Annotated in this window: 26 protein-coding genes; 2 read left to right on the top strand and 24 right to left on the bottom strand. The window is 64.3% G+C overall.

What is annotated here, in order from left to right; genetic code table 11:
• Positions 1–78: 78 nt before the first annotated feature.
• From AZSP09_RS16700 to hemN, 5 genes are all read right to left on the bottom strand, one after another.
• Entirely contained in the window at positions 79–285 is a 207-nt protein-coding gene (locus tag AZSP09_RS16700; protein ID WP_014236737.1) for a heavy-metal-associated domain-containing protein, read from the bottom strand.
• Positions 286–439: 154 nt separating this feature from the next.
• Positions 440–2,884, bottom strand: a complete 2,445-nt coding sequence (locus tag AZSP09_RS16695; RefSeq protein ID WP_152090676.1) for a heavy metal translocating P-type ATPase — start codon at positions 2,882–2,884, stop codon at positions 440–442.
• Between the two features lie 183 nt (positions 2,885–3,067).
• Complete coding sequence (locus tag AZSP09_RS16690) at positions 3,068–3,496, bottom strand: universal stress protein (RefSeq protein ID WP_014236735.1); 429 nt, start codon at positions 3,494–3,496, stop codon at positions 3,068–3,070.
• 19 nt (positions 3,497–3,515) lie between these two features.
• On the bottom strand, positions 3,516–4,202 hold the full coding sequence (locus AZSP09_RS16685; protein ID WP_172974783.1) for a sulfite exporter TauE/SafE family protein: 687 nt from the start codon (positions 4,200–4,202) through the stop codon (positions 3,516–3,518).
• A 129-nt stretch (positions 4,203–4,331) separates the two neighbouring features.
• The gene (hemN, locus tag AZSP09_RS16680; protein WP_014236733.1) at positions 4,332–5,729 is read right to left on the bottom strand and encodes an oxygen-independent coproporphyrinogen III oxidase; all 1,398 of its coding nucleotides are present in this window, start codon (positions 5,727–5,729) and stop codon (positions 4,332–4,334) included.
• Between the two features lie 151 nt (positions 5,730–5,880).
• Here hemN and fnr point away from each other — a divergent pair, with 151 nt between their 5' ends.
• Positions 5,881–6,627, top strand: a complete 747-nt coding sequence (gene fnr, locus AZSP09_RS16675) for a fumarate/nitrate reduction transcriptional regulator Fnr (protein WP_014236732.1) — start codon at positions 5,881–5,883, stop codon at positions 6,625–6,627.
• 95 nt (positions 6,628–6,722) lie between these two features.
• Here fnr and AZSP09_RS16670 read toward each other — a convergent pair whose 3' ends face one another.
• The 11 genes from AZSP09_RS16670 to AZSP09_RS16620 all read right to left on the bottom strand — a co-directional run bounded on the left by AZSP09_RS16670 (position 6,723) and on the right by AZSP09_RS16620 (position 17,034).
• Positions 6,723–7,301, bottom strand: a complete 579-nt coding sequence (locus tag AZSP09_RS16670) for a hemerythrin domain-containing protein (RefSeq protein ID WP_152090675.1) — start codon at positions 7,299–7,301, stop codon at positions 6,723–6,725.
• A gap of 10 nt (positions 7,302–7,311) precedes the next feature.
• Positions 7,312–7,698, bottom strand: a complete 387-nt coding sequence (locus AZSP09_RS16665) for a SirB2 family protein (protein WP_152090674.1) — start codon at positions 7,696–7,698, stop codon at positions 7,312–7,314.
• 19 nt (positions 7,699–7,717) lie between these two features.
• Positions 7,718–8,935, bottom strand: coding sequence for an NnrS family protein (locus AZSP09_RS16660; RefSeq protein ID WP_152090673.1), 1,218 nt, complete (start codon positions 8,933–8,935; stop codon positions 7,718–7,720).
• Between the two features lie 15 nt (positions 8,936–8,950).
• Positions 8,951–10,249 (bottom strand): hypothetical protein, encoded by a 1,299-nt coding sequence (locus tag AZSP09_RS16655; protein ID WP_152090672.1) that lies wholly within the window; start codon positions 10,247–10,249, stop codon positions 8,951–8,953.
• 58 nt (positions 10,250–10,307) lie between these two features.
• Positions 10,308–10,547, bottom strand: coding sequence for a DUF2249 domain-containing protein (locus AZSP09_RS16650; protein ID WP_152090671.1), 240 nt, complete (start codon positions 10,545–10,547; stop codon positions 10,308–10,310).
• A complete protein-coding gene (locus AZSP09_RS16645) occupies positions 10,544–10,996 on the bottom strand; it encodes a hemerythrin domain-containing protein (RefSeq protein WP_152090670.1) in 453 nt (150 codons plus the stop codon). Before AZSP09_RS16645 ends, AZSP09_RS16650 begins: the two co-directional genes overlap by 4 nt.
• A gap of 124 nt (positions 10,997–11,120) precedes the next feature.
• On the bottom strand, positions 11,121–11,861 hold the full coding sequence (locus tag AZSP09_RS16640) for an MBL fold metallo-hydrolase (protein ID WP_014236725.1): 741 nt from the start codon (positions 11,859–11,861) through the stop codon (positions 11,121–11,123).
• Entirely contained in the window at positions 11,861–12,526 is a 666-nt protein-coding gene (locus AZSP09_RS16635) for a chemotaxis protein (protein WP_130460032.1), read from the bottom strand. Before AZSP09_RS16635 ends, AZSP09_RS16640 begins: the two co-directional genes overlap by 1 nt.
• Positions 12,523–13,686, bottom strand: a complete 1,164-nt coding sequence (locus AZSP09_RS16630; RefSeq protein WP_014236723.1) for an NAD(P)H-dependent flavin oxidoreductase — start codon at positions 13,684–13,686, stop codon at positions 12,523–12,525. Before AZSP09_RS16630 ends, AZSP09_RS16635 begins: the two co-directional genes overlap by 4 nt.
• Positions 13,687–13,806: 120 nt before the next feature.
• A complete protein-coding gene (locus AZSP09_RS16625) occupies positions 13,807–15,564 on the bottom strand; it encodes a PHA/PHB synthase family protein (protein WP_014236722.1) in 1,758 nt (585 codons plus the stop codon).
• 45 nt (positions 15,565–15,609) lie between these two features.
• Positions 15,610–17,034: an MBL fold metallo-hydrolase RNA specificity domain-containing protein gene (locus tag AZSP09_RS16620; protein WP_232058813.1), complete on the bottom strand. Its 1,425-nt coding sequence runs from the start codon at positions 17,032–17,034 to the stop codon at positions 15,610–15,612.
• A gap of 117 nt (positions 17,035–17,151) precedes the next feature.
• On the opposite strand from AZSP09_RS16620, the gene AZSP09_RS16615 reads away from it, so the two are divergent.
• A complete protein-coding gene (locus tag AZSP09_RS16615) occupies positions 17,152–17,595 on the top strand; it encodes a universal stress protein (protein ID WP_152090669.1) in 444 nt (147 codons plus the stop codon).
• 69 nt (positions 17,596–17,664) lie between these two features.
• Here the strand turns inward: AZSP09_RS16615 and AZSP09_RS16610 are convergent, their stop codons facing one another.
• The 8 genes from AZSP09_RS16610 to ccoS form a co-directional block, all read right to left on the bottom strand.
• Positions 17,665–17,799 carry a DUF3149 domain-containing protein gene (locus AZSP09_RS16610; protein WP_014236719.1) on the bottom strand — a complete coding sequence of 45 codons (135 nt, stop codon included), beginning with the start codon at positions 17,797–17,799 and terminating at the stop codon, positions 17,665–17,667.
• Positions 17,800–17,816: 17 nt separating this feature from the next.
• Positions 17,817–18,341 carry a FixH family protein gene (locus AZSP09_RS16605; protein ID WP_130460034.1) on the bottom strand — a complete coding sequence of 175 codons (525 nt, stop codon included), beginning with the start codon at positions 18,339–18,341 and terminating at the stop codon, positions 17,817–17,819.
• Positions 18,342–18,359: 18 nt separating this feature from the next.
• Entirely contained in the window at positions 18,360–19,772 is a 1,413-nt protein-coding gene (gene ccoG, locus AZSP09_RS16600) for a cytochrome c oxidase accessory protein CcoG (protein ID WP_014236717.1), read from the bottom strand.
• A 139-nt stretch (positions 19,773–19,911) separates the two neighbouring features.
• Positions 19,912–20,811 carry a cytochrome-c oxidase, cbb3-type subunit III gene (gene ccoP / locus AZSP09_RS16595; protein ID WP_014236716.1) on the bottom strand — a complete coding sequence of 300 codons (900 nt, stop codon included), beginning with the start codon at positions 20,809–20,811 and terminating at the stop codon, positions 19,912–19,914.
• Entirely contained in the window at positions 20,808–20,996 is a 189-nt protein-coding gene (locus AZSP09_RS16590) for a CcoQ/FixQ family Cbb3-type cytochrome c oxidase assembly chaperone (RefSeq protein WP_014236715.1), read from the bottom strand. Before AZSP09_RS16590 ends, ccoP begins: the two co-directional genes overlap by 4 nt.
• Before the next feature lie 3 nt (positions 20,997–20,999).
• Entirely contained in the window at positions 21,000–21,620 is a 621-nt protein-coding gene (ccoO, locus tag AZSP09_RS16585; protein WP_014236714.1) for a cytochrome-c oxidase, cbb3-type subunit II, read from the bottom strand.
• A gap of 18 nt (positions 21,621–21,638) precedes the next feature.
• Positions 21,639–23,066 carry a cytochrome-c oxidase, cbb3-type subunit I gene (ccoN, locus tag AZSP09_RS16580; RefSeq protein WP_014236713.1) on the bottom strand — a complete coding sequence of 476 codons (1,428 nt, stop codon included), beginning with the start codon at positions 23,064–23,066 and terminating at the stop codon, positions 21,639–21,641.
• 311 nt (positions 23,067–23,377) lie between these two features.
• Positions 23,378–23,581, bottom strand: a complete 204-nt coding sequence (gene ccoS / locus AZSP09_RS16575; RefSeq protein ID WP_014236712.1) for a cbb3-type cytochrome oxidase assembly protein CcoS — start codon at positions 23,579–23,581, stop codon at positions 23,378–23,380.

The raw sequence follows: 23,581 nt of genomic DNA, 5'->3' as shown, positions 1-23,581 counted from the left end.
GCACTCCCCAAAAGAAAAGCCCCGGGCCTCAACCCGGGGCTTTTTTCTTGCCGGACAATCGCACCCGCCGCAAGCGCCTTACAGGGCGTCGAAGCCCGCATCCTCCACCGCTTCCCGCAGGCGGGCCTCGCCCACCTGGGCCGGATCGTAGGTGACGGTGGCCTGGCCCGGCTCCAGCAGCACTTCGGCCTTTTCCACCCCGGGCAGCTTGGACAGCACGCCGGTAAGGGAAGCCACACATTTCTGGCAGCTCATGCCGCCGACGGGGATGGTTGTTGTTGCCATGGAATCCTCACTTAAAAAAACTTGGCCACAGAGGGCACAGAGAACACAGAGTTTAAAACCATCGGCGCCTTCCAGGCCGGAGGTCGACGCAGAACCCACATCAGCAACGACAAAGAACCCTCGGTGAACTCTGTGTCCTCTGGGGCTAACGCCCTTATTTCGGCAACCAGCGCCGCAGCAGCAGGGAATTGCTCACCACCGACACCGAACTCAAGGCCATGGCGGCGCCCGCCACCACCGGGTTGAGCAGGCCGAAGGCGGCCAGGGGAATGCCCAGCACGTTGTAGATGAAGGCGAAGAAAAGGTTCTGCCGGATCTTCGACAGGGTGGCCCGGGAAAGCGCAATGGCGTGGGCCACACCCATGAGGTCGCTTTTCACCAGGGTCAGGTCGGCGGCCTCCACGGCGGCGTCGGAACCGGCGCCCATGGCGAAGCTGACATCCGCCGCGGCCAGGGCCGGGGCGTCGTTGATGCCGTCGCCGGCCATGGCCACCAGACGGCCGCCCTGTTTCAGTTTCTGCACTGCCGCCGCCTTGTCGCCGGGCAGCACTTCCGCCTCGAAACGGGCGATGCCGGCCTGGGCGGCAATGGCCGCTGCCGTGGCCCGGTTGTCGCCGGTGAGCATCACCACTTCCACGCCCAGGGCCTGCAAGCGCGCCACCGCGGCCTTGGAACTCTCCCGCAGGGGATCGGCGATGGCGATCAGGCCCAGGGCCACGCTGCCACCGGCCTGCTGTTCGGCCAGCACCACCACCGTCTTGCCTTGCCCCTGCAAGGCCGCAAGGACGCCATTCTCCACCGATGCGCCCCGCTCCGCCGCCCAGGACGGGCTGCCCAGCAGCAGGGCCCGGGAGGACACCGTCCCTTCCACCCCGTGGCCGGCCACGGCGGCAAAGCCGCTCACCGCCTGCATCGCCAGCCCCCGGGCTTTCTGTTCGGCCAGCACGGCCCGTGCCAGGGGATGTTCCGAGCCCTGCTCCAGGGCCGCCGCCAGGGCCAGCACCTCGTCTTCGCTGGCGCCCAGGGCGACGATGTCGGTCACCGCCGGCTCGCCCCGGGTCAGGGTGCCGGTCTTGTCCACCGCCAGCACCTTCAATTTTTCCGCCCGCTCCAGGGCTTCCGCATTCTTCACCAGGATGCCGGCGGCGGCGCCCCGGCCGGTGCCCACCATGATGGCGGTGGGCGTGGCCAGGCCCAGGGCGCAGGGGCAGGCGATGACCAGCACCGCCACCGCATTGACCAGGGCGGTAGTGAAATCGCCCCCCAGCCACCACCACAGACCGAAGGTGACCAGGGCGATGGCGCAGACCACCGGCACGAAAATGGCGGAAATCTGGTCGGCCAGCCGCTGCACCGGGGCCTTGGAGCCCTGGGCCTCGGCCACCAGGCGGATGATGCCGGCCAGCAGGGTGTGTTCGCCGACCCCGGTGGCACGGCAGCGCAGCATACCCTGGCCGTTGCTGGTGGCGGCGAAGACACCGTCGCCCGCCTGCTTGCCCACAGGCATGGACTCGCCGGTGAGCATGGCTTCATTGACGCTGGAAGCGCCCTCGATCACCTCCCCATCCACCGGCACCGCTTCGCCGGGGCGGACGATGAAGACGTCGCCGGGAATGAGCAGGGCCACGTCCAGCTCCACCAGTTCACCATTGCGTTCGACCCGGGCGGTCTTGGGCTGCAGGCGCACCAGTGCTTCCAGGGCGGCAGTGGTCTTGGCCTTGGCCCGGGCCTCCAGCAGCTTGCCCAGCAGCACCAGGGTGATGACGGCGGCGGAAGCCTCGAAATAGACGTGCTGGTGCTCCAGCCCGAAGAGGGTCACCACCAGGGAAAAGACGTAGGCCATGGTGGTGCCCAGGGCCACCAGCACGTCCATGTTGGCGCCACCGCCGCGCAGGGCCTTGTAGGCGCCGTCGTAGAAGCGCCAGCCGATCCAGAACTGCACCGGGGTGGCCAGCAGCAGTTGCAGCCAGCGGGGCAGCAGGTCGCTATGGCCGCCGACGCCATGTTCCGGCGCTGGGCCGAACATGGTGACCATCTGGGCCACCAGGGGCAGGGTGAGCAGGGCGGAAATGAAGAAGCGCCGCTTCTCGGCGGCGTAGAGGGCGGCCTTGCGGGCCTTTTCCTCTTCCCGGGTGGTATCGCTGGCCACCCGGGCGCCGAAGCCGGCCTTTTCCACGGCGCTGATCAGCCGGACCGTATCCACCAGACCCGGCACGTAGCGGATACGGGCCCGCTCGGCGGCCAGGTTCACCGCCCCTTCGACGCCGGGCAGACGGTTCAGCACCTTCTCGATGCGGGCCGCGCAGGCGGCGCAGGTCATGCCGGTGAGTTCCAGTTCCACCGTGGCCGGCGGCACGGAAAAACCGGCCTTCTCGATGGCTTCCACCACCTTCTGGGGCGTGGTTTCCTCGCCGCTCAAAGCGACGCTGGCCCGCTCCGCCGCCAGATTTACGCTGGCTTCCACGCCGGGCAGGCGGTTGAGCACTTTCTCGATGCGGGCCGAACAGGCGGCGCAGGTCATGCCGGCAATGGGCAGGTCGAGGCGGGAGGATGAAGGAGCGGCAGGGGACTGGGACACGGGCAACTCGGCAAGAAACATTAGCAATGGCTAATTATGGGCGCAGGCGCCCTTAGCCGCCAGTAACAGAGGGGCTCAAACCCCATGGTTACAGACCGCCGGCACGGCCAGGGGTTTCTTTGTTGCGCGGGGATGGACGCAGACCTCCTCCCCGCCCGCTCATGCCGGGGATCAGGCCGGCTGCGCTGGCAGACGGCCTGCCGCCTATTTCACCAGCAGGACAGGCACCGTGGTTTCATGCACCACCCGGGTGGCCACCGAGCCCATGACGGCCCCGGCGATGGCGCTCCAGCCGTGGCTGCCGAGCAGCACCAGGTCGGCCCCCAGTTCAGCGGCCTGATGGGCGATGACGGCCCCCGGCTGGCCCACGTGGATGTGCCGCTGGTAGGCCACCCCGGCGGCCTTGAGCTTGGCCTCGGCCGCCTCCAGGCGTTCCACGCTGTCCTCCCGGTAGTAGCGCTCCAGGGTTTCGTGGCCCAGGTGGCGCTGCACCCGGCCGTCGGGAATGGGCGGATGCACGTAGAGCAGGTGCACCGTTGGCACTTCCCGGTACCAGGAGAGGCGGGAGATCAGGTGATCCACGGCCCGCAGGGAACAAGCGGAACCATCGACCGCCAGCAGGAAATTCAGCATCGTCTGCTCCTCAGCATTTCTAGATGTTATGGGCCAGACGCCAGGCGCCCAGCAGGCCCCACAGGCCGAAGCCGAGCACGCTCAGCCCGGCGATGCCGCGCACCCAGGGGCGCCGCACGAAATCCTTCAGCCGCGCCGCCAGGAGGCCGGCCAGCAGCAGATTGGGCAGGGTGCCCAGGCCGAAGGCCAGCATCACCGCGCCGCCCCGGGCGGCGCTGCCGCTCACCAGGGCGGTGGTCAGCACACTGTATACCAGACCGCAGGGCAGCCAGCCCCACAGCAAGCCCAGGGGAAAGGCCTGGGTCGGGCTGCGGGCGGGCAGAAAACGTTTGGAAAAGGGCTGCAGACGGCGCCACAGGCCCTGGCCTGCCCGCTCGGTCCACGCCAGGGCCTGGGTGGCACCGAGCAGATAGAGGCCCAGGGCCACCAGCATCAGGTTGGCCAGCACGTAGAGCACCAGGCGCAGGGACCATTGCTCTCCCAGGTGGGCGCCGGCCGCGCCGACGGCCCCCGCCAGGAGGCCGGCCAGGCCGTAGCTGGCGATACGCCCCAGGTTGTAGGCCAGATGCAGGGACCAGCGGCTGCCTCCGGCCTGCCCCAGGGACAGGGCGCCGACGATGCCGCCGCACATGCCGATGCAGTGGGTGCCGCCGAGAAAGCCGACGAGGAGGACGGAAAGCAGGGTGGGCAGGAAAGAGTCAGCCACGTGGGAGCGCCGTGCGGAAAGTGAAAAAGGCCATGGCCAAAATTATACCGGGCACTGGGGTTTCCCCCAGCGCCCGGCTTTTCCCCCCTGAGGCTTGCCTCAAGTTAAACGCGGTATCCCGTGGCCCGGTCAGATGACCTTGCTGTAACGGGTGCGCTGCCGATCGGCGCGCAGGTATTTGTCGAACACCATGGAGATGGCCCGCACCAGGAGACGTCCCGGGGGCAGCACGGTGATCCATTTGTCGTCCACCTTCACCAGACCGCCCCGCTCCAGTTCCTTCAGGTCCTCCAGCTCGGCGGCGAAGTACTTCTTGAAGTCGATCAGGTGGGCGATTTCGATGGACTCGGTGGAGATTTCGAAATGGCACATCAGGGCCTGGATGATGGAACGACGCAGCAGGTCGTCGGCGGTCAGCTCGATGCCCCGCAGCACCGGCAGCACGCCGGCGTCCAGGCGGTCATAGTACTCGTCCAGGGTGCGGTAGTTCTGGCTGTAGGTGGGCCCCACCTTGGCGATGGAGGAAATGCCGAAGGACAGCATGTCGCAGTCCGCATGGGTGGAGTAGCCCTGGAAATTGCGGTGCAGCCGGCCCTGGCGCTGGGCCACGGCCAGCTCGTCGTCCGGCTTGGCGAAGTGGTCCATGCCGATGAAGACGTAGCCGGCATCGGTCAGTTTCTTGATGGCCAGGGAGAGCAGCTGCAGACGCGTGTCGGCGTTGGGCAGATCGCTCTCGTTGATGCGCCGCTGGGGCTTGAAGAGGCCCGGCAGGTGGGCATAGTTGTAGATGGAGAGACGCTCCGGGTCCATGGCCAGGACCCGCTCCAGGGTGCGGTTGAAGCCCATCACCGTCTGGTGGGGCAGGCCGTAGATGAGGTCCACGCTGATGGACTTGAAGCCGCTCTTGCGCGCCTGGTCCATCACCGTGAAGGTTTCTTCCTCGGTCTGGATGCGATTGATGGCCTGCTGCACCCGCTCGTCGAAATCCTGGACGCCCAGGCTCATGCGGTTGAAGCCCAGCTCGCCGAGCAGGGCCACGGTGGGCCGGTCCACCTTGCGCGGATCCACTTCGATGGAAATCTCGGCCCCATCCACCAGCTTGAAATGGCGGTGGGTGAGGTCCATCAGCTGGTGCATTTCCTCATGGGAGAGGAAGGTGGGCGTGCCGCCGCCCCAGTGCAACTGGGAGACTTCCCGATCCCCATCCAGCAGGTACTCGGCCTGCAGGGCCATCTCCTTGCCCAGGTACTTGATGTACTTGGCGCTGCGGCCGTGATCCTTGGTGATGATCTTGTTACAGGCGCAGTAGTAGCAGATGGTGTTACAGAAGGGGATGTGGAAGTATAATGACAGCGGTCGGCTGATACCGCCGATGTTGCGTTTGCCCAACCACAGCTTCAGGGCCTCGGCATCGAAGGCTTCGACAAAACGGTCAGCCGTCGGATAGGACGTGTAGCGCGGTCCATTGACGTCGAAGCGGCGGATGATCTGGGGATCGAAAACCAGGTTGTTGGCGGTAAATGTCATTGAAAAACAGTCGTTGCAGAACCACACATTAGGTGCGGCTTATTATCGTGGTGCAGGAACTGGGGCACGTTGTCCTGGATCAAAGGCTTCCAAAGGGCCTTCCGGCGCAGGTTACCACCATCCGAACGCCCTTGGCCCAGCGAGGAACAGCATGCCGTTGAAGAAGACCAGCGCCCAAGAAATTACCCTGTCGGTCATCAAGACCGCCTGCTCGAACTGTAACCTGCAAGAACTGTGTCTTCCCTACGGTCTCAACGAGACCGAGATGTCCAAGCTGGACGAACTGGTCAGCACCCGCCGCAAGATCAAGCGCGGCGACCACCTGTACCGGGCCGGGGAGGCCTTCGAATCCATCTACGCCATCCGCGCCGGTTTCTTCAAGACCGACGTGCTGCTGGAAGACGGCCGCGACCAGGTCACCGGCTTCCAGATGGCCGGCGAGCTGCTGGGCCTGGACGGCATCAGCACCGAACACCATTCCTGTAACGCGGTGGCCCTGGAAGACAGCGAAGTCTGCATCATCCCCTTCCCCCGCCTGGAAGGCCTGTCCCGGGAGATCGTGGCCCTGCAGCACCACTTCCACAAGGTGATGAGCCGGGAGATCGTGCGCGACCACGGGGTCATGATGCTGCTCGGCACCATGCGGGCGGAAGAACGGCTGGCCGCCTTCCTCCTCAATCTCTCCCAGCGCTTCACCGCCCGGGGCTATTCCCACGCCGAGTTCTACCTGCGCATGACCCGGGAAGAAATCGGCAGCTACCTGGGCCTCAAGCTGGAAACCGTTTCCCGCGCCTTCTCCCGCTTCCAGGAAGAAGGTCTGATCGCCGTGCAGCAGAAGCACATCCGCATCCTGGACATCCCGGGCCTGAAAAAGCTGATGACCCACCAGTCGGCCTGATCCCGGGCAAGCATCAAACAAAAAAGCGGCTCCGCGGAGCCGCTTTTTTATTGCCCGGATTATTGCCCGGGCTTAGTCCAGGCGTGCCGGCAGTCCTACTGTTCCCCTTCCGGAAACACCGCCCCCCGCCGCGCCGCCATGCTGCGGCCGACGGCGGCCGCCTGCTCGGGGGACAGCAGGCGCCGCCCCAGGGACAGCAGCTCCCGGGTTTCCAGATCGATGTGTCCCAGATAAAGCTCGGCCAACCCTTCCACCATGGCCGCCGGCAGGGCCTCGCTGCATTCCCCCGGCTGGGCCGCGACGATGGCCTGCAGGCGGGCCAGCACCTCGTCCCGGGCCCGGTCCATGCGCCGGTGGTCGGCCAGGATGCGTTCGATGAGGGCCTCCACCTGGGCCGCCACCGCCGCTTCCCGGGCCACCGCCTGGCTCGCCCGCAGGGCAGGAAAGAGGTCATCCTCCTCGTCCGCATGGTGATGGGGAGCGGCCACTGAGAAATAGCGCAGCACGCCCTGGGCCGCCTCCCGGGCGGCCTGGTCGGCGCCGTGCCGGGGCAGGTGCTGCACCAGGCGACGCAGGGTCTCGATCTGGGCCTGGATGCGACCGTGGCAGGCATCCAGCATTTCCAGGGGTTCGTCGAAACTGGGGGCGGCGGCGCCCAACAGGCTGTGGCTCATGCAATTCCTTTCACAGACCGGCGAAGAAGCCGGCGGGATGACGCGTCAGGGCAACGGAAACGATATAGGCGAAACACGACAGGGCCATGACGAAAAAGATGCCCCGCACCGCCTTGCTGCGCCCCCGCTTGAGGGCCACGCTGCCGCAGCCGATGTAGGCCAGCAGGGCCAGCACCTTGGCCGTCAGCCAGCCCTGGACGACGGGATACTGGCCGGAGAGAAAGGCCAGGGCCAGGGCGCTGCCGAGCAGCAGGGTGTCCACCACATGGGGCGCCACCCGCGGCAGGCGCCCCTGCAGGCGGGGCGACTCCTGCAGCATCCAAAATCCGCGCAGGAGGAATCCAAGGCCGGAGAGGACGACGCAGGTGATGTGCAGATGCTTGAGGGCCAGGTACATGGGATGGCTCCGCGATCCGTCAGCCGGGCTGGCCGTCGGGCCGGGGCCGCAGGTACATGGTGCCGTGGCGCCGCACCCACAGGGCGAACACCAGGAGCCAGGCCAGGCTGGCCAGCCACTGCAGGTTGAAGGGGCCGGACAGGGGCAGAAACTCGCCGGCGATGCGCAGCAGGGGCACGCTCTGGAACAGCCAAAACAGGGGCCAGGTGGTCTGATCCCCGGCGTTGATGGGCCGGCCCGAATGCCCCAGGGTGACCCGGGTGACCATGCCCAGCAGCATGGAAACGAAATAGCCGATGCTGATGGCGTGCAGGGGCGCCAGGCCGCCGAAGCTGCCGCCCAGCGCCAGGGCCAGCCCCTGGCAGGCATAGAGCACCAGCCCCAGGCCCAGCCAGACGGTGGCGCCATGGATCATGGCCAGCATGGGCACCGCCAGGCTGCGCCGAAGCTGCCACTTCCAGGAGAAATGGATGACCACGGCGGCGGCAACGGCGTCCGGCAGCCACAGGGCACCGTGCCAGCCGGCCAGGGCCAGCAGGGCGTGGCCGAGGAAGCAGGCCAGCACCAGCCACAGCAGGGGCATGGGCCGGTAGATGGTGTAGTTCTTCAGCACCGCTGCAGTGAAGAAGGGCAGCATGCGATGGCTGACGATGAAGAACACCGGCAGCAGGCAGCCCCACAGCCCCAGCTCGATGCCGGCCCGCACCCCATCGCCGGCCATGGCCGCCAGGCCCCAGGCATAGGCCCAGAGGGCGACCAGGCCCAGACCCAGGGCGGCCAGCAGCGCGTAGGCGTGGGAACGGTCCGGGGCGAAGCCCCGGGGTTGGGGCCAGGTCACGGCCCGGGCCAGGGCGACCAAGCCCCACAGCCAGCCGAGGGACGCCACCACCAGGCCGGACACGGCTAGGGGCGCCGCCAGCAGGCCGCCCCAGAAGAGCAGCCAGCCGCCGGCCAGCAGAGCGAAGGCCGGCAGGTACTGGCCCCGCGTCAGGGCCGGGGCGCTCACCCACTTGGGCAGGGCCGTCATGAGAAAGCCAAAGATGAAGGGGGGGAACAGGCCGAACAGCATCAGGGCCCCATGCAGCCAGATGCCGGGCAGGGCCCAGGCCGGAGCCCCATAGAGTCCGGCATAGCGGCCGCCCAGGTCCGCCGCCCAGAACAGCACCGCCAGCAGGCTCTGCAGGGCGCCGAGGGCGAACATGACCCGATGGGGGGCGCTGAAAAAGGCCTTGAACATGGAATCTCCGAAAAATCAGGCAGCCGCGGCGAGTTGCTCGCCGATATGCCGCAGGTGCCGTCGATAGACCTGCAGGCAGCGCCAGAGGTTCACCAGCAGCCACAGGTTGGACAGCAGCAGGGCCAGTCCGGCCGGCCAGGCGAACCAGGCGGGGCGGACCACGGCGGCCAGCAGCAGGCCCAGGGAAGCGGCATGGGCCGCCATCTGTCGCGCCATGGCGCTCTCGGCCAGGATGCGCTTCATGTTCGGCGCCAGCACCCGGCCCTGGCCCGCGTTCTGCAGATGCAGCCAGATGAGGAAGGGCACGATCTTGTACAGCATGCCGGTGATCACCGACATGAACCCGCCCACCAGCAGGAGCATGCCCAGCAGCAGGGGCAGCCCGGGCCACAGGCCCAGGTCCGGCCACAACTGCCCCACCGCCCACAGGGCCGCCCCGCCGACGGCGCAGGCCAGCCCCAGCCGCCAGTAGCGCTGGGTGGCATCGAGCCGGGCCCGCTTGCTGCGCACCAGCAGCCACAGGGTCGCCAGGGCAAAGGTGCCGCAACCGGCCGCCACCAGGGCCGCCAGGAGGGGGGCACCGCCCCAGCCGGCCGCCTCGGCGCCGCTCCACAGGGCCAGCAGCAGGAACAGCAGGGGCGCCAGGAGCCGGGTCAGCCAGCCGGGAAAGGCCGGCGTCAGGAGGAACATGGGCACCACCACGTAGGCGACGCCGGACAGCAGCAGCACGCCCCAGCCCACCAGGCCCCAGGCCAGGTGGATGCCGGTGATTTCCAGCAGGGGCCAGGACAGCCCCCAGGCCAGGTTGACCAGCATGGACAGGCCCAGCAGCACCGTCACGCCGAGGCCGGCCACGGCCAGCTTGAGGGCCCACTGGATGGTGCTGCCCATGGGAATCTGAGCCAGGGCCCGGCCGACGGCAACGAGGAAGATAAGGACGCCGCCACCGAGACACAACAGGGCGCCCTGGAACAGTTCGCTGCGGTAGGTGAGGAAGGCCCCCACCAGGAACAGCAGCCCCAGGGTAAGCAGGCCGTGCACCGCCCGGGCCACGCCCAGGGGCCGGGCCACGCCGGCGCCGGTGGCCACCGGCAGGATCTGCAGCAGGGCACCGACCATGGTCTGCAGCATGAAGCCGGCCGTCAGCAGGTGGGTGAAGGCCAGGGCGCCGGCGGTCCAGCGGGAGGCCAGCAGCTCCGGCCCGAGGAGCAGCAGGAGCAGGCCGGCGGCGGCCGCGAACAGGGGGGCGCTGAGGAAGAAGCGCAGGGGCGCCGCCAGGGGCGGGGCCTGGTCGAAGGACAGCATGGCTTGCATGGGAAGCGTCCTGGGCGGCGGCGTGACGATCAGCGGCGACGGGCCGGCGCCTGGGACCTCAGGCCGCCACCTTCCAGATGAGAATCTCCACCGTGCCGTCTTCTGCGGTCTGGGAACGGTAGGTATAGCCGTTGTTCACCAGGGTGCGGTACAGGGGATGGGGCTCCCGGTAGAGCAGGAGCAGCATCTTTTCCCCGTCCTTCAGCTCATCCAGGCCCTCCATGGTGCGCACGAAGGGTTCGGGCGGCTCCATCATGCGGGCATCCACCACCAGGGCGGCTTCGTCGCGGGCGCTCATGACTGGGCACTCCCGGTGGTCTTCTGCAGCAGGGGCAGCAGCTCGCCGGCATGCCCGGCCAGATGTTCGTCGCACATGGGATACAAGACGTTTTCTTCCTTCAGGTTGTGCTGCTGCATGAGGATCAGCAGGGTCTCGGCCGCCCCCAGGTAGTCGTCCTGGTCGCCGGCGGCCAGGGCCTGGCGCGCCTCGTCCATGAGACTGCGCATCTGCACATGTTCCAGCCGCATCATCTGGGTGGGCCCCATGCGGATGCCGGTGGCCTGCTCGAAGGCGGGAAAGAGGGTTTCCTCCTCCGCCTGGAAATGGGCCAGGGTGGCCTGGCAGAAATCGGCGAAGAGCCGGGCCGGCAGGGCCGGGTCGGGTTGGGAGAGGGACTGCTCCACGGCCGCGAACAGGTCGTCGCAGCGGCGGTGGTCGCCACTCATGTAGTCTCGGATGGGGGTCATGCCTGCTTCCTCTCTGGGGTTCAGGCGGATTCTGCCCAGCCCGGCAGGAGGACTCCTTGACTGGAATCAAAAGCGCCGGACAGGTGTCCGGCGCCGGGCGAAACAGGGGGGCGAGAGAGGCCGCTCAGCCGCGCAGGATGCCGACCTGCAGCTCGTCGAACCAGTTGATGAAGCGTTGCACGTCGGCTCCCTGGTAGATGGCGCCGTGCTGGGGGCAGAGCATGTCGATTTCCATCTGGGCCACCCGTTCGCACCAGCGGCGCTTGGCTTCGTTGGAGCCCATCCAGCGGCGGTGGAAGCCTTCGGCGTGCTTGATGTGGCGGTCGAAATCCTCGACGAACAGACCTGCCTCCTCGGGCGGCAGCAGGGCTGCGCCGACGTCGCCGGAGAAGTACATGCGGGCCTGGCGGTCGTAGAGGTGGAAATTGCCGGAGGAATGCAGGTAGTGGGCCGGCACCGCCGTCAGGGTGAGGCCGTTGAGGCCGATCTCCATGCCCTCGTCGGGAATGGGCACGAAGGTGTCGCTGGTGCCGCCGAAATGGGGAATGAAGCTCTCCCAGAGCCAGCTGGTGTAGCAGTGCATCTTGGGATTGAATTCCAGCCACATGGCCAGGGAGGAGATGATGTCCGGGTCCTGGTGGGAAGCGAACAGGCCGACCACTGCGGACGGATCGAATTCGGCCGCCAGGGCGGAGAACACCGCCGGGAAAATCTCGGCGCCGCCCGGGTCCAGGATCAGCCCCTGGACGCCGTTGGCCACCAGGTACTCATTGGTGTCGATGAGGGAGTCGGGACGTTCCGGATCGCGCACGATGGCCACCCACTTGTGGGTGCCGTCCTGAAAGATGGTCTGGGTCTTTTTCATTATCTCCCCCCGAAGAAGCTGGATTTTTTCAGGGTCTCCAGGGAACCGCGGATCTCTTCGACAATCCCGTCGAACTCGCCGGAAACCTGGGCCAGGGCCCCGGCGAAGCTTTGCCCGTAGGCGGCTTCGATCTTGGCCGACTTGGCCAGCACGCCGCCCAGCTCCACCAGCTGGAACGCATCTTCCAGGGCCAGCTTCAGCTCACGCCGCAGGCGGGAAAGGGTCTCGCGCCGCGCCTGGGCCTCCCGGTCGCGCCGGCGCAGCACCTCTTCCAGGCGGGCGTTGCCGCCGGAAAGCTGGACACCGGCCGCCAGCAGGCGGGAATAGCGGGAATGCTGCAGCAGGCGGGACACTTCCACCACGGAGGCGTGGATCAGCTGGCGCAGGGACTCCATCTGGGTCCGCAGGTCCCGGGAAAAAACGCGCAATTCGTTGGAGAGAACGCCGAAGCCGAGGGCGGCACTGCCGGCCCGCTTGGCCAGGAAGATGGCGTTCAGGGCCATGATGTTGATCTTGAAGGCGACGGCCACCACCGCCTTGATCTGTTCGTTGATGCGCACGATGCGCAGCAGGTCCAGGGACGCCCCGGCAGTTCCTTCCGCGGCACGAATGCCGGAAGGGGATGCCGGGTAGGTGTCGGAAACCTGCAGCGCCGTGGAGGTCATGTGAAGACGGGTTTTTCGCCAGTCAGCAGATAATGCATCAATTCTCGCACGGGGCGAATGGCGGAACCAAACGGCAGGCTGGAGGCGCCGCGGAAGAACAGGCCCTTCTGCACGTCGCCGGTGACGGCGGCAGCCAGCTGGTTGTCGATGCAGAACTGGCCGTGCTTGGGGTTGCTGTCCCGCAGGCCGCACTGCAGCAGGCAGTCCCAGGCCAGGGTGCATTTGTGCTCCTTGCCGGCGGCGGCAGCCATGAGCTTTTCTTCCCGGTTCAGGTACTTTTCCAGCCAGGGGGTCTTCACTGCCCGGGCCGGCAGGCCGGCACAGCTCATGAAGTCCACCACGTCCTTGTCCTTGGCGCCGGCCAGGACCTTCTTGAATTCGATGTCGGCATCGCCCTCTTCGGCCACGGCGAAGGCACTGCCCAACTGCACGGCGGCAGCGCCCATGTCGATCAGCTCCCGCACCCGTTCGTGGCTGTTGATGCCGCCGGCCGGGATCAGGGGAATCTTCTCGGAAGCAATGCCCATTTCCTCGAAGGCTTCCAGCACGCCGGGGATGACCACCTCGAAGTTGAAGCGGGGATCGTTCACATCCTCCTTCTTGGCGGCACCCAGGTGGCCGCCGGCGTAGCGGGGATGTTCGATGACGATGGCGTCGGGGAGGCGGTTCTTGCGCATCCACTTCTTCAGCAGCAGCACGATGCCGCGCACGTCGGAGAGGATGGGCACCAGGGCCACGTCCGGGTAGCCCTCGGTCAGTTCGGGCAGATCCAGGGGCAGGCCGGCACCCATGACGATGGCCTCGGCGCCGGACTGACAGGACTGACGCACGTAATCCTGGTACTGGGTCACCGCCCGCATGACGTTCACGGCGATGACGCCGCGGCCCTGGGCGATGTCCTGGGCCATCTTGATTTCCCGGTCGAGGGCGATCAGGTTGGCCTTTTCGATGGCTTCCCGGTTGCGGGAACGGCCGGTCTCGGCCATCAGGTCCGGGTGGTGGCGGCGCAGATCGACGCTGGCGATGGTCCCCACCCCGTTGAGGGAGGCGACGGTACCAGCCAGGCGGTGGGCGGAAATACCGACCCCCATTCCCCCCTGGACGATGGGCACCAGGGTCTTACCTTTGATTTTGAGAGGGGGGAAAGCGGTGGAGCTCATCGAGTCTGGGGCCTAAAAACAAAGCCGCTCACGATATCACAATCCGGGATGCTTGGCTTGATCTGGATTAAGCCTTTTGTCGTAGCTCCCCCGCCGGGCTTTCCCCTTCCCATGCCTGCCTCAGGGTTCCAGCACGTAGGTGCCCGGCGCCGGCGCCAGGGCCGGAAAATCCTTGTGGGGCTTGGGCGGGGCCACCAGGGCGCCACTCTTGGGCACCAGCCACTGCACCCAGTCCTCCCACCAGCTGCCAGGACGCTTCTCGGCCGCCGCTTCCCAACGCTCGATATTCTCGCCCCGCTCCGGCTCTCCCACCCAGTAGCTGCGCTTGGGCGGATTCACCGGCGGATTGACGATGCCGAGGATGTGGCCGGAAGTGGACAGCACGAACCGGGTCGGCGCACTGACGTACTTGCGGATGCGATAGCACTGGCGCCAGGGGGCGATGTGGTCGTCCTCCGCCGTCACTGCATAGAGAGGCTGGGTGATGCGTTCCAGGTCGATGGCCTCACCGCCGATGGTAAGGGCATCCTTCTTCACCAGATTGTTGTTGAGGTACATCTCCCGCAGGTAGTAGGAATGCATGGCGTAAGGCATGCGGGTGCTATCCACGTTCCAGAACAGCACGTCGAACGGCGCCAGGGGCTCGCCGTAGAGGTAGCTGTGCACGTAGTAGTGCCAGATCAGGCTGTTGGAACGCAGCATGCGGAAGGAGGACATCATTTCCTTGCCGTCGAGGTAGCCCTTCTTGGCCATGGAATCCTCGATCCACTTGACGCTGGCCGGATCCACGAATACCTCGATGTCGCCGGGACGGGAGAAATCCGTCAGGGTGGTGAACAGGGTCCAGGAGGACACCGGCACCTTGTCGGCACTGCCGAACTTGCGGTTGGCCCAGGCCATGTAAGCCGTCAGGGTGGTGCCGCCGATGCAGTAGCCCACCGCATTGACCTGGGGCACCTTGCAGATGGTGCGGGCAGCTTCCATGACCTCATGCACGCCTTCAGTCACATAGTCTTCGTAGGTGACCTGGGACATGTCCTCGGTCGGATTCTTCCAGCTGGTGATGAAAACCGTGAAGCCCTTCTCCACCAGATAGCGCACCAGGCTCTTCTTGGCGGTCAGGTCCAGGATGTAGAACTTGTTGATCCAGGGCGTGACGATGACGATGGGCTGTTTGTAGACCTGGGCCGTGGTCGGGGTGTACTGGATCAGTTCCACCAGGCGGTTGCGGAACACCACCTGGCCGGGCGTGGTCGCCAGATCGACGCCGACCTTGAAGGCATCCTCGTCCACCATGCGCACGGTGCCGGACTGGCTGTCCTTGAGATAGTTCTCCATGCCCCGGGCCAGGGACTCTCCCTTGCTCTCGACGAACTTGCGCAGGGCCACCGGGTTGGTCCAGAAGAAATTGGTGGGCGCCACGGCATTGAGCCACTTGCGCAGCCAGAAGGCGGCGCGGCGGCGCTCCTTGTCCGACAGTCCGGGGGTCTCGAAGTACATGTCCTCCAGCCGGTGGGTCATGGCCAGATACCACTCCTTCATGATGTCCCAGGTCGGGGACTGCTCCCATACCGGATCTGAAAAACGGCTGTCATCCTCGTGGGGGCGCACCACATCCTCGGAAGGCAGGCCCAGGGCCCGGCGCATGACGTGGGCCTGGAGGGCCAGCAGGTCGCCGGAAAGCCCCGTCATGACGCGGCTCAGCTCCTGGGGATGCATCAGCCAGGCGGCCTGGGCATTGAGCATGGAGGTGGTGATGCCAAAAGGATCGACCTGCTTCTCCAGTTTCTCCCCCATGTCTTCCAGGGGACTGGCTCCCGAGAGGTTGATGCTCTTGTGGTGCTTGGAGGAGGAAGCTGAATTGGGGTTGGCCGCCATGGTTTTCTGCCTTTTTAGGACTGACGCTGGAAGAGGAATTTTATATCAAACTATGACAGGGTCGTTGCAACGGGCTACGGCCACGTTGGCCCAGCCGTAGCGCTGTTCGATGGCATCGCGCAGGGCCTGGGCGGCCTCCGGCTCGCCATGGACGACCCGCACCTGGCCCGGCGCCCGGGAAAAGTGCCCGACCCAGTCCAGCAGCGCCTGCTGGTCCGCATGGGCGGAGAGGCCGCCGATGGTATGCACGTCCGCCCGCACCGGCACGATCTGGCCGAACAGGCGAACGGTCCGGGCCCCATCCACCAATCGACGCCCCAGAGTGCCCGCCGCCTGGAAGCCGGTGATCAGCACCGTGCTCTCGGGACGGGGCAGGTTGTAGGCCAGGTGGTGCTTGATGCGTCCCGCATCGCACATGCCGCTGGCGGAGATGATCACGGCGCCTTCCCGGATGTCGTTGAGGGCCATGGACTCTTCCACGTCGGCGGTGAAATGCACCCGCACCGCCTGGGGATTGGCTTCCTGCCAGGCCATCAGGTCCCGGGTTTCGTCGTCCCACAGATGGCGGTACTTGAGGGTGATGCGGGTGGCCGCATCGGCCATGGGGGAATCCACGTAAATCTTCAGGTGGGGCAGCCGCCCCTGCCGCACCAGACCGCCAAGGACATAGAGGATTTCCTGGGTCCGCCCCACGGCGAAGGCGGGAATGATGATGTTGCCGCGCTTCTCGCCGAACGTGTGCTCAAAGGCCCGGATCAACTCCGCCTCGGTATCCTCCAGGGGCCGGTGCACCCGGTTGCCATAGGTCGATTCGATGCAGAGCAGGTCGGCCTCGGCGATGAACTCGGGGTCCCGCAGCACGGGGCGCCCCGGCTGCCCCAGGTCGCCAGAGAACACCAGCTTGCGCGGACCGTCGGCCGTGTCGATCTGCACCTCCAGAATGGCCGAACCCAAAATGTGGCCCGCATCCCGGAAACGCACGCTGACACCGGATGCCGGATGCAGGGGGGTGTCGTAATCGACGGCACGCAGCAGCTTCAGGCACTCCTGGGCCTGGGTCACCGTATAGAGCGGCGGCTGCAGACCGCGCCCGCCGCGGCCGGAGCGGTGGCTGCGACGCAACTGCCACTCCGACTCCTTCTCCTGGATATGGGCCGAATCGAGCAGCAGCACCTGCAGCAGGTCGGTCGTGGCGGCGGTGGCGTAGATGGGGCCGCGATAGCCCAGCATGGCCAGGCGCGGCAGCAGTCCGGAATGGTCGATATGGGCGTGGGTCAGCAGGACGAAGTCCAGATGGCGCACGTCAAAAGCCAGCGCGCGCTGGTTCTTGCCGTAGGCATCGCCGCCCCCCTGGAACATGCCGCAATCCACCAGGAAGCGCAGCCCTTCCATTTCCACCAGGGTGCACGAGCCGGTGACCTCACCGGCCGCACCATGCATGCTGACCTGAATCTTGCCCTGCAGCGACATCGATACACTCCTTGCGTTTATGCCATTCTCGCCCCAAGAGTGGCTAGGGTTTTGACTTCCGTCAAAACTGACTTAGGATGGGGCCTAGAGATTTTTTCCCATAGAGGAGCCCCTCACATGTTCAAGCACATCCTACTCCCTACCGACGGTTCCGAACTCTCCCGCGAGACGGCCAAGAAGGCGGTCTCCTTCGCCAAGGAATGCGGCGCCCGCATTACCGCCTTCTACGCCAAACCCGAGTACCCCGTTACCTACTACGGTGAAGGTGCTCTGATCGATCCGACCACGCCCGAGAAATTTGCCGAACTGGCCGACAACCAGGCCAACGAATTCCTGGGTCAGGTGGAGCAACTCTGCCAGGCCAATGCCGTACCCTGCACCAAGATCGCCGTCACCAGCGACATTCCCTATGAGGCCATCATCGAGACGGCCGAAAAGTCCGCCTGCGACCTCATCTTCATGGCTTCCCATGGCCGCAAGGGCATCACCGGCCTGTTACTGGGCAGCGAGACCAACAAGGTCCTGACCCACTCCAAGGTGCCGGTGCTGGTGTATCGCTGATCCCGGATCAGTTGCCGCAAATGAAAAAGGCCTGGAAATTCCAGGCCTTTTGCTTTGACGGAGACCGGATTACTTCTGACCGGGCTTCTCGTTCATTTTCTTGCTGAAATAGACGCCGAAGTAGGCGCCCATCACCACCACAAAGCCGATGGTGAAGAGACTCAGCAGACCGATATCAGTGGAAAACAATTCCTTCCAAGCCATGGTGTTACCTCCCGTTATTAACGATTAGAAGAAGAAACCGGTGCGGTCACTTTCATAGACAGCGACTCTTGCTTTTCCATTGCCCACTCGGCGGACAGACGCCAGTTGCCGGATTCGTCCTCAAGACGCACCAGCCAGCGATTGCCGACGATGGGATTATTCAATTTGCCACTATAGGCGCCCTGACCATCGGATGCCAGGGTAATTTCCTGATCGAATCCGGCCTTGGCCGGGTGAGCCAGTTTCAGGCGCACTTTCTCCGGCAGGGCCGCACCCTGGGTGCTCGTGAGCAGGACGCGGAAGCTGCCGTTGTTACCGGCGAAGACTTCCGCCTGGAGCCCCAATTCCTCGGCCCTGCGATCCCGCTGAATGACCTGGTTCACCTCCAGGCCCTGCTTGTAGTAATCGTCCGCCACCAGGCCATCGTTGCTCTTGATGGCAAGCCAGACGGTGACGATGCCTGCCAGGATGACAGCAACAGGGCCGGCAGCCAGGATCCAGGGCCAGGGCTCGCGGTACCAGGGTTGTGCAGCAGTTCTCATAGGGGCTCGCTTGAAAAATCAGGGAAGCATGAAACTGGCCTTTTCACTGACGCGCACCTTGTCGTGATTCTGGGCCTGGATTTCAAAGAAAATATGGTTGGCACCCTTGGTACCGGACTCGGGCGGCACACGCACGGACACCAGGACCGACTCGGTGGTGGCGGCAGGCACCTCGACGATGCGCTCACCGATGATCTCGGCCCCCGGCAGCCCGCTGACGCTGAGGGCATAGCGCCGCGGCGCTTCTTCGGTGTTCATGATGCGCAGAGTGTAGATGTTCTCGATGCGCCCGTCATCGGCTTCGCGGGCCAGGGTCGCGCGGTCGCGGATGACGTCCACCTTGAGCGGAATGCGGGTACCGAGCCCCCAGGCTGTCGCCAGGATGATCATGCCGAGAATGGCGGAATAGAGCAGCACCCGGGGCCGCATCACATGGGCCACCATTTCCTTGGGCGTATAGTGCTTGGCCAGGGCATTCTCCGTGGAGTAACGGATCAGGCCCCGCGGATAGGACATCTTGTCCATCACCTCGTCGCAGGCGTCAATACAGGCGGAACAGCCGATGCACTCGTACTGCAGTCCGTTACGGATATCGATACCGGTCGGACAGACCTGAACGCAGATGCCACAATCGACGCAGTCGCCCTTGCCCTCGCTACGGGGGTCAATCCCTTTCTTGCGCGCGCCCCGCGGCTCACCCCGTTCCGGGTCATAGGTGATGATCAGGGTATCCGGATCGAACATGACCCCCTGGAAACGGGCATAGGGGCACATGTACTTGCACACCTGCTCCCGCAGGAAGCCGGCCTGCATGTAGGTGAAACCGGCGTAGAACAGGATCCAGAAGATTTCCCAGGGGCCGAAGCCGAAGGAAGGAATGGAGGCCACCAGTTCCTTGACGGGGGTGAAATAGCCCACCAGGGTAAAACCGGTCCACAGCGAAAGGATCAGCCACAGGGCATGCTTGGTGGTTTTCAGGCGCAGTTTGCGCCCGTCCAGCGGCCCCTTGTCCAGCTTCATGCGGGCGGGCCGGTCACCTTCGACCTTGGCTTCTATCCAGAGAAATAGTTCGGTGTAGACGGTCTGGGGGCAGGCATAGCCGCAAAAGAGCCGCCCGGCCACCGCAGTAAACAGGAACAGGGCATAGGCGGAAATGATCAGCAGCAGCGCCAGGTAAAAGACATCCTGGGGCCAGAACACCATGCCGAAAATATAGAACTTGCGCTCGACCAGATGGAACAGGACTGCCTGGCGGCCATTCCAGTCGACCCAGCAGAGCCCGTAGAACAGGGCCTGGGTGAGGAACACCATCCCCCAACGCCAATTGTTGAAAAGGCCGGAGGCGGCCCGCACGTAGATCTTCTTGTGCTTTTCGTAGAGAGACCCGTTCGCTTCCGGTACAGCTGAATTGCCGTTCTCGATCTGGCTCATTGCTTGCTCTTAACGTTTATCAGAATCGCAGTACCGGGTCATGCCCGCACTGCGATTTTGATACAGGTCACAGCTCATGCACGGTGAAAAAAAAGCGCGGCACAGAATCTCTGCACCGCGCTTCCTTTTGACTACAGCATTACTTCTTCTCGGCGCCGGACAGGCTCAGCACGTAGGCAGCCAGGATGTGCACCTTGCCTTCACCCAGGAAGTCCTTCCAAGCCGGCATGCGGTTGTTGCGGCCGTTCTTGATGGTCTCGGTGATGGTGGCCTCGGAGGAGCCGTACAGCCAGACCTTGTCGGTCAGATTGGGGGCGCCCAGAGCCGGGGTGCCGGTAGCTTCCGGACCGTGGCAGCCGGTGCAACCGACGGTACCGAAGGCTTCCTTGCCCTTGGCGGCCAGCACGGCATCGTGCGGCAGACCGGACAGGGAGCGGACGAAGTTGGCCAGGTTCTTGATGGTCTCGTCGCCCAGTTGAGCGTGAGGAGGCATCACACCGTTACGACCTTCCAGGATGGTGGTCTTGACGGTATCGGCCTCACCGCCCCACTGCCAGTCGGCATCGGCCAGGTTCGGGAAGCCCTTGGAACCGCGGGCATCAGAACCATGACACTGGGAGCAGTAGGTCAGGAACAGGCGCTTGCCCATTTCGTTGGCTTCCTTGTCGGCAGCAACAGCCTTCAGATCCATCTTCAGGTACTTGTCGTAGATGGGACCGTAGGTGTCGTCAGCCTTCTTCACTTCAGCCTTGTACTGGCCAACGGAAGACCAACCCAGCACGCCCTGGAACTTGCCCAGGCCGGGATACAGGGCCAGATACACCAGAGCGAAGACGATGGTGATGTAGAACATCCACTTCCACCAGGCAGGCAGAGGGTTGTTGTACTCAGCCAGAGTCTCGTCCCACACGTGCCCGGTGGTATCCGTGGAGCCCTTGTGGACGCTCTGAAATTTCAAGAAAATGCCGCAGCCGATGATAGACACCAGCGAGATTACGACGACGTACAAGTTCCAAAACTCGCTAACGAAATCGCTCATGATGTTTTCCTCTCTTCTTTGCGGGAGAGATCGGTGATCACTTCCGCATCGTCATCTGCGAAGGGCAAGTTGGCCGCTTCGTCAAAGCCCTTGCGGGCCCCCTTGCCATAAGCCCACCAGACGATGCCGACGAACGACATAAATGCCAGCACCGTCACGATGGAACGCAGATCGTTGATGTCCATACCTTACTTGGTGTTCTTCAGGGCAGTGCCCATGCCTTGGAGGTAGGCGATCAGAACGTCGAGCTCGGTCTTGTCGCCAATCTCGGCCTTGGCACCGGCAATCTCCGCGTCGGTGTAAGGAACACCAACCTTGCGCAGAGCCCGCATCTTGGCCTCGATGTCGGCACCCACGCTGTCCTTGGCCTTGCTCTTGGCCAGGAAGGGGTAAGCCGGCATGTTGGACTCAGGAACGACATCGCGAGGATTGTTCAGGTGAGCAACGTGCCACTCGTTGGAGTAACGCTCGCCAACACGGGCCAGATCGGGACCGGTACGCTTGGAACCCCACTGGAACGGGTGGTCATAAACGAACTCACCAGCAACAGAGTAGTGACCATAGCGCTCGGTCTCGGCCCGGAACGGACGGACCATCTGGGAGTGGCAGTTGTAGCAGCCTTCCCGGATATACACATCGCGGCCAGCCAGGCGGACGGGATCGTAAGGCTTGACGCCTTCAACCGCCTGGGTCGTGGACTTCTGGAAGAAGAGCGGAACGATTTCCAGAGCGCCACCGAAACTGATCACGATGACGGTCAGAACGATCAGCCAACCAGCGTTCTTTTCGATTTGTTCATGCGTAAGCATTTGTAGCGTTCTCCCTGATTAAGCGTGATGAGCGGCAGGGGCCATGATGCGCTCGTCGGCGCCTTGGCTCTGACCGATGGTCTTCAGCACGTTGTAGAACATGATCAGCATACCGCCCAGGAACAGAACACCACCAACCAGACGGATGGTCCAGAACGGGTAGGAGCCCTTCACCGCTTCGACGAAGCTGTAGGTCAGGGTGCCATCAGGGTTGAAGGCGCGCCACATCAGGCCTTGCATCACACCGGCGATCCACATGGAGGCGATGTACAGCACGACGCCGATGGTAGCGATCCAGAAGTGCACGGTGACCAGCTTGACGCTGTACATCTGCTTGGCGCCGAACAGGCGGGGGATCAGGTAGTACAGGGAGCCAACGGAAACCATCGCCACCCAGCCCAGAGCACCAGCATGCACGTGACCAACGGTCCAGTCAGTGTAGTGGGACAGGGCATTCACGGACTTCACGGACATCATCGGACCTTCGAAGGTCGACATACCGTAGAAAGACAGGGAAGTGATCAGGAACTTCAGGATGGGATCGTCACGCAGCTTATGCCAGGCGCCGGACAGGGTCATGATGCCGTTGATCATACCGCCCCAGGAGGGAGCCAGCAGAATCAGGGAGAACAGCATGCCGATGGACTGGGTCCAGTCGGGCAGGGCAGTGTAGTGCAGATGGTGAGGACCTGCCCACATGTAGGTGAAGATCAGGGCCCAGAAGTGCACCACGGACAGGCGATAGGAGTAAACCGGACGCTCAGCCTGCTTCGGCACGAAGTAGTACATCATGCCCAGGAAGCCGGCGGTCAGGAAGAAACCCACCGCATTGTGGCCGTACCACCACTGCACCATGGCATCCTGCACGCCGGCGTAGGCGGAGTAGGACTTCAGCATGGAGACCGGGATTTCGGCGCTGTTCACCAGGTGCAGCAGAGCCACAGCCAGGATCATGCCGCCGTAGAACCAGTTGGCAACGTAGATGTGGCTAACCTTACGCTTGATCAGGGTACCGAAGAACACCAGGGCGTAGGCAACCCACACCAGGGTGATCAGGATATCGATCGGCCATTCCAGTTCGGCATATTCCTTGCCGGTGGTGATACCCAGGGGCAGGCTAACAGCAGCCAGCAGGATGACGATCTGCCAGCCCCAGAACGTAAAGGCGGCCAGTCCGTCGGAGAACAGACGAGTGTGGCAGGTACGCTGCGCCACCCAGTAGGAGGTTGCAAACAGCGCACAACCGCCAAAAGCGAAAATCACTGCATTGGTATGCAGCGGACGAAGACGACCATAGGTCAACCAGGGCCCAAAATTGAGCTCCGGCCAGACCAGCTGGGCGGCAATGATGACACCGACAAGCATGCCAACAATGCCCCAGACTACGGTCATGATGGCAAATTGCCGTACTACCTTATAGTTGTATGTGGATTGCGTTTCCGACATGGACCCACCTCTCGACTAGGAAAAGATAATCTTCATGCCACCTCCCTATGAACCCTTGGGCAGCATCGCAGGGATGCTATTGTAGCGGAGCCCCGCGCCTTTTGACATAGATCAAGCCGTCTCGCACAAAGTCAAAAAGGCGGCGGACCACATCAAAAAAATGGGCAAAAAAAAGGGTGCGTTACAAACGCACCCCAACCCCAACAGAGAAACAAACTTGGCGAAGCCCCCAACAAAATGAGGGACTTCCAAAACGAGAAGGATTCTCTCTGATGCCCCGTTTGGGATTGTTGACCCAGATCAAACCAGGGTTATTTCTCCCCTGCGCCCTCCTCCGCCCCCTTGGCAGTCGCCGCCCCGTCCCGCTTCCCGGGCAGTTCGTCGTCCATCAGGATGCGGTAGGCAGGGCCCTCCAGATCGTCGAACTGGCCGTTGCGCACCGACCACCAGAAGGCGACGCCAATGGCGAAGACCAGAACGACCGAGAGAGGAATCAGCAGATACAGGCTTTCCAT

Origin of the sequence: Azospira sp. I09 (genome assembly GCF_009177135.1) — a bacterium.
GTDB classification, from domain to species: domain Bacteria; phylum Pseudomonadota; class Gammaproteobacteria; order Burkholderiales; family Rhodocyclaceae; genus Azospira; species Azospira oryzae.
The sequence above is the reverse complement of the archived record's forward strand: the minus strand, read 5'-3'. Positions and strand labels throughout refer to the sequence as shown.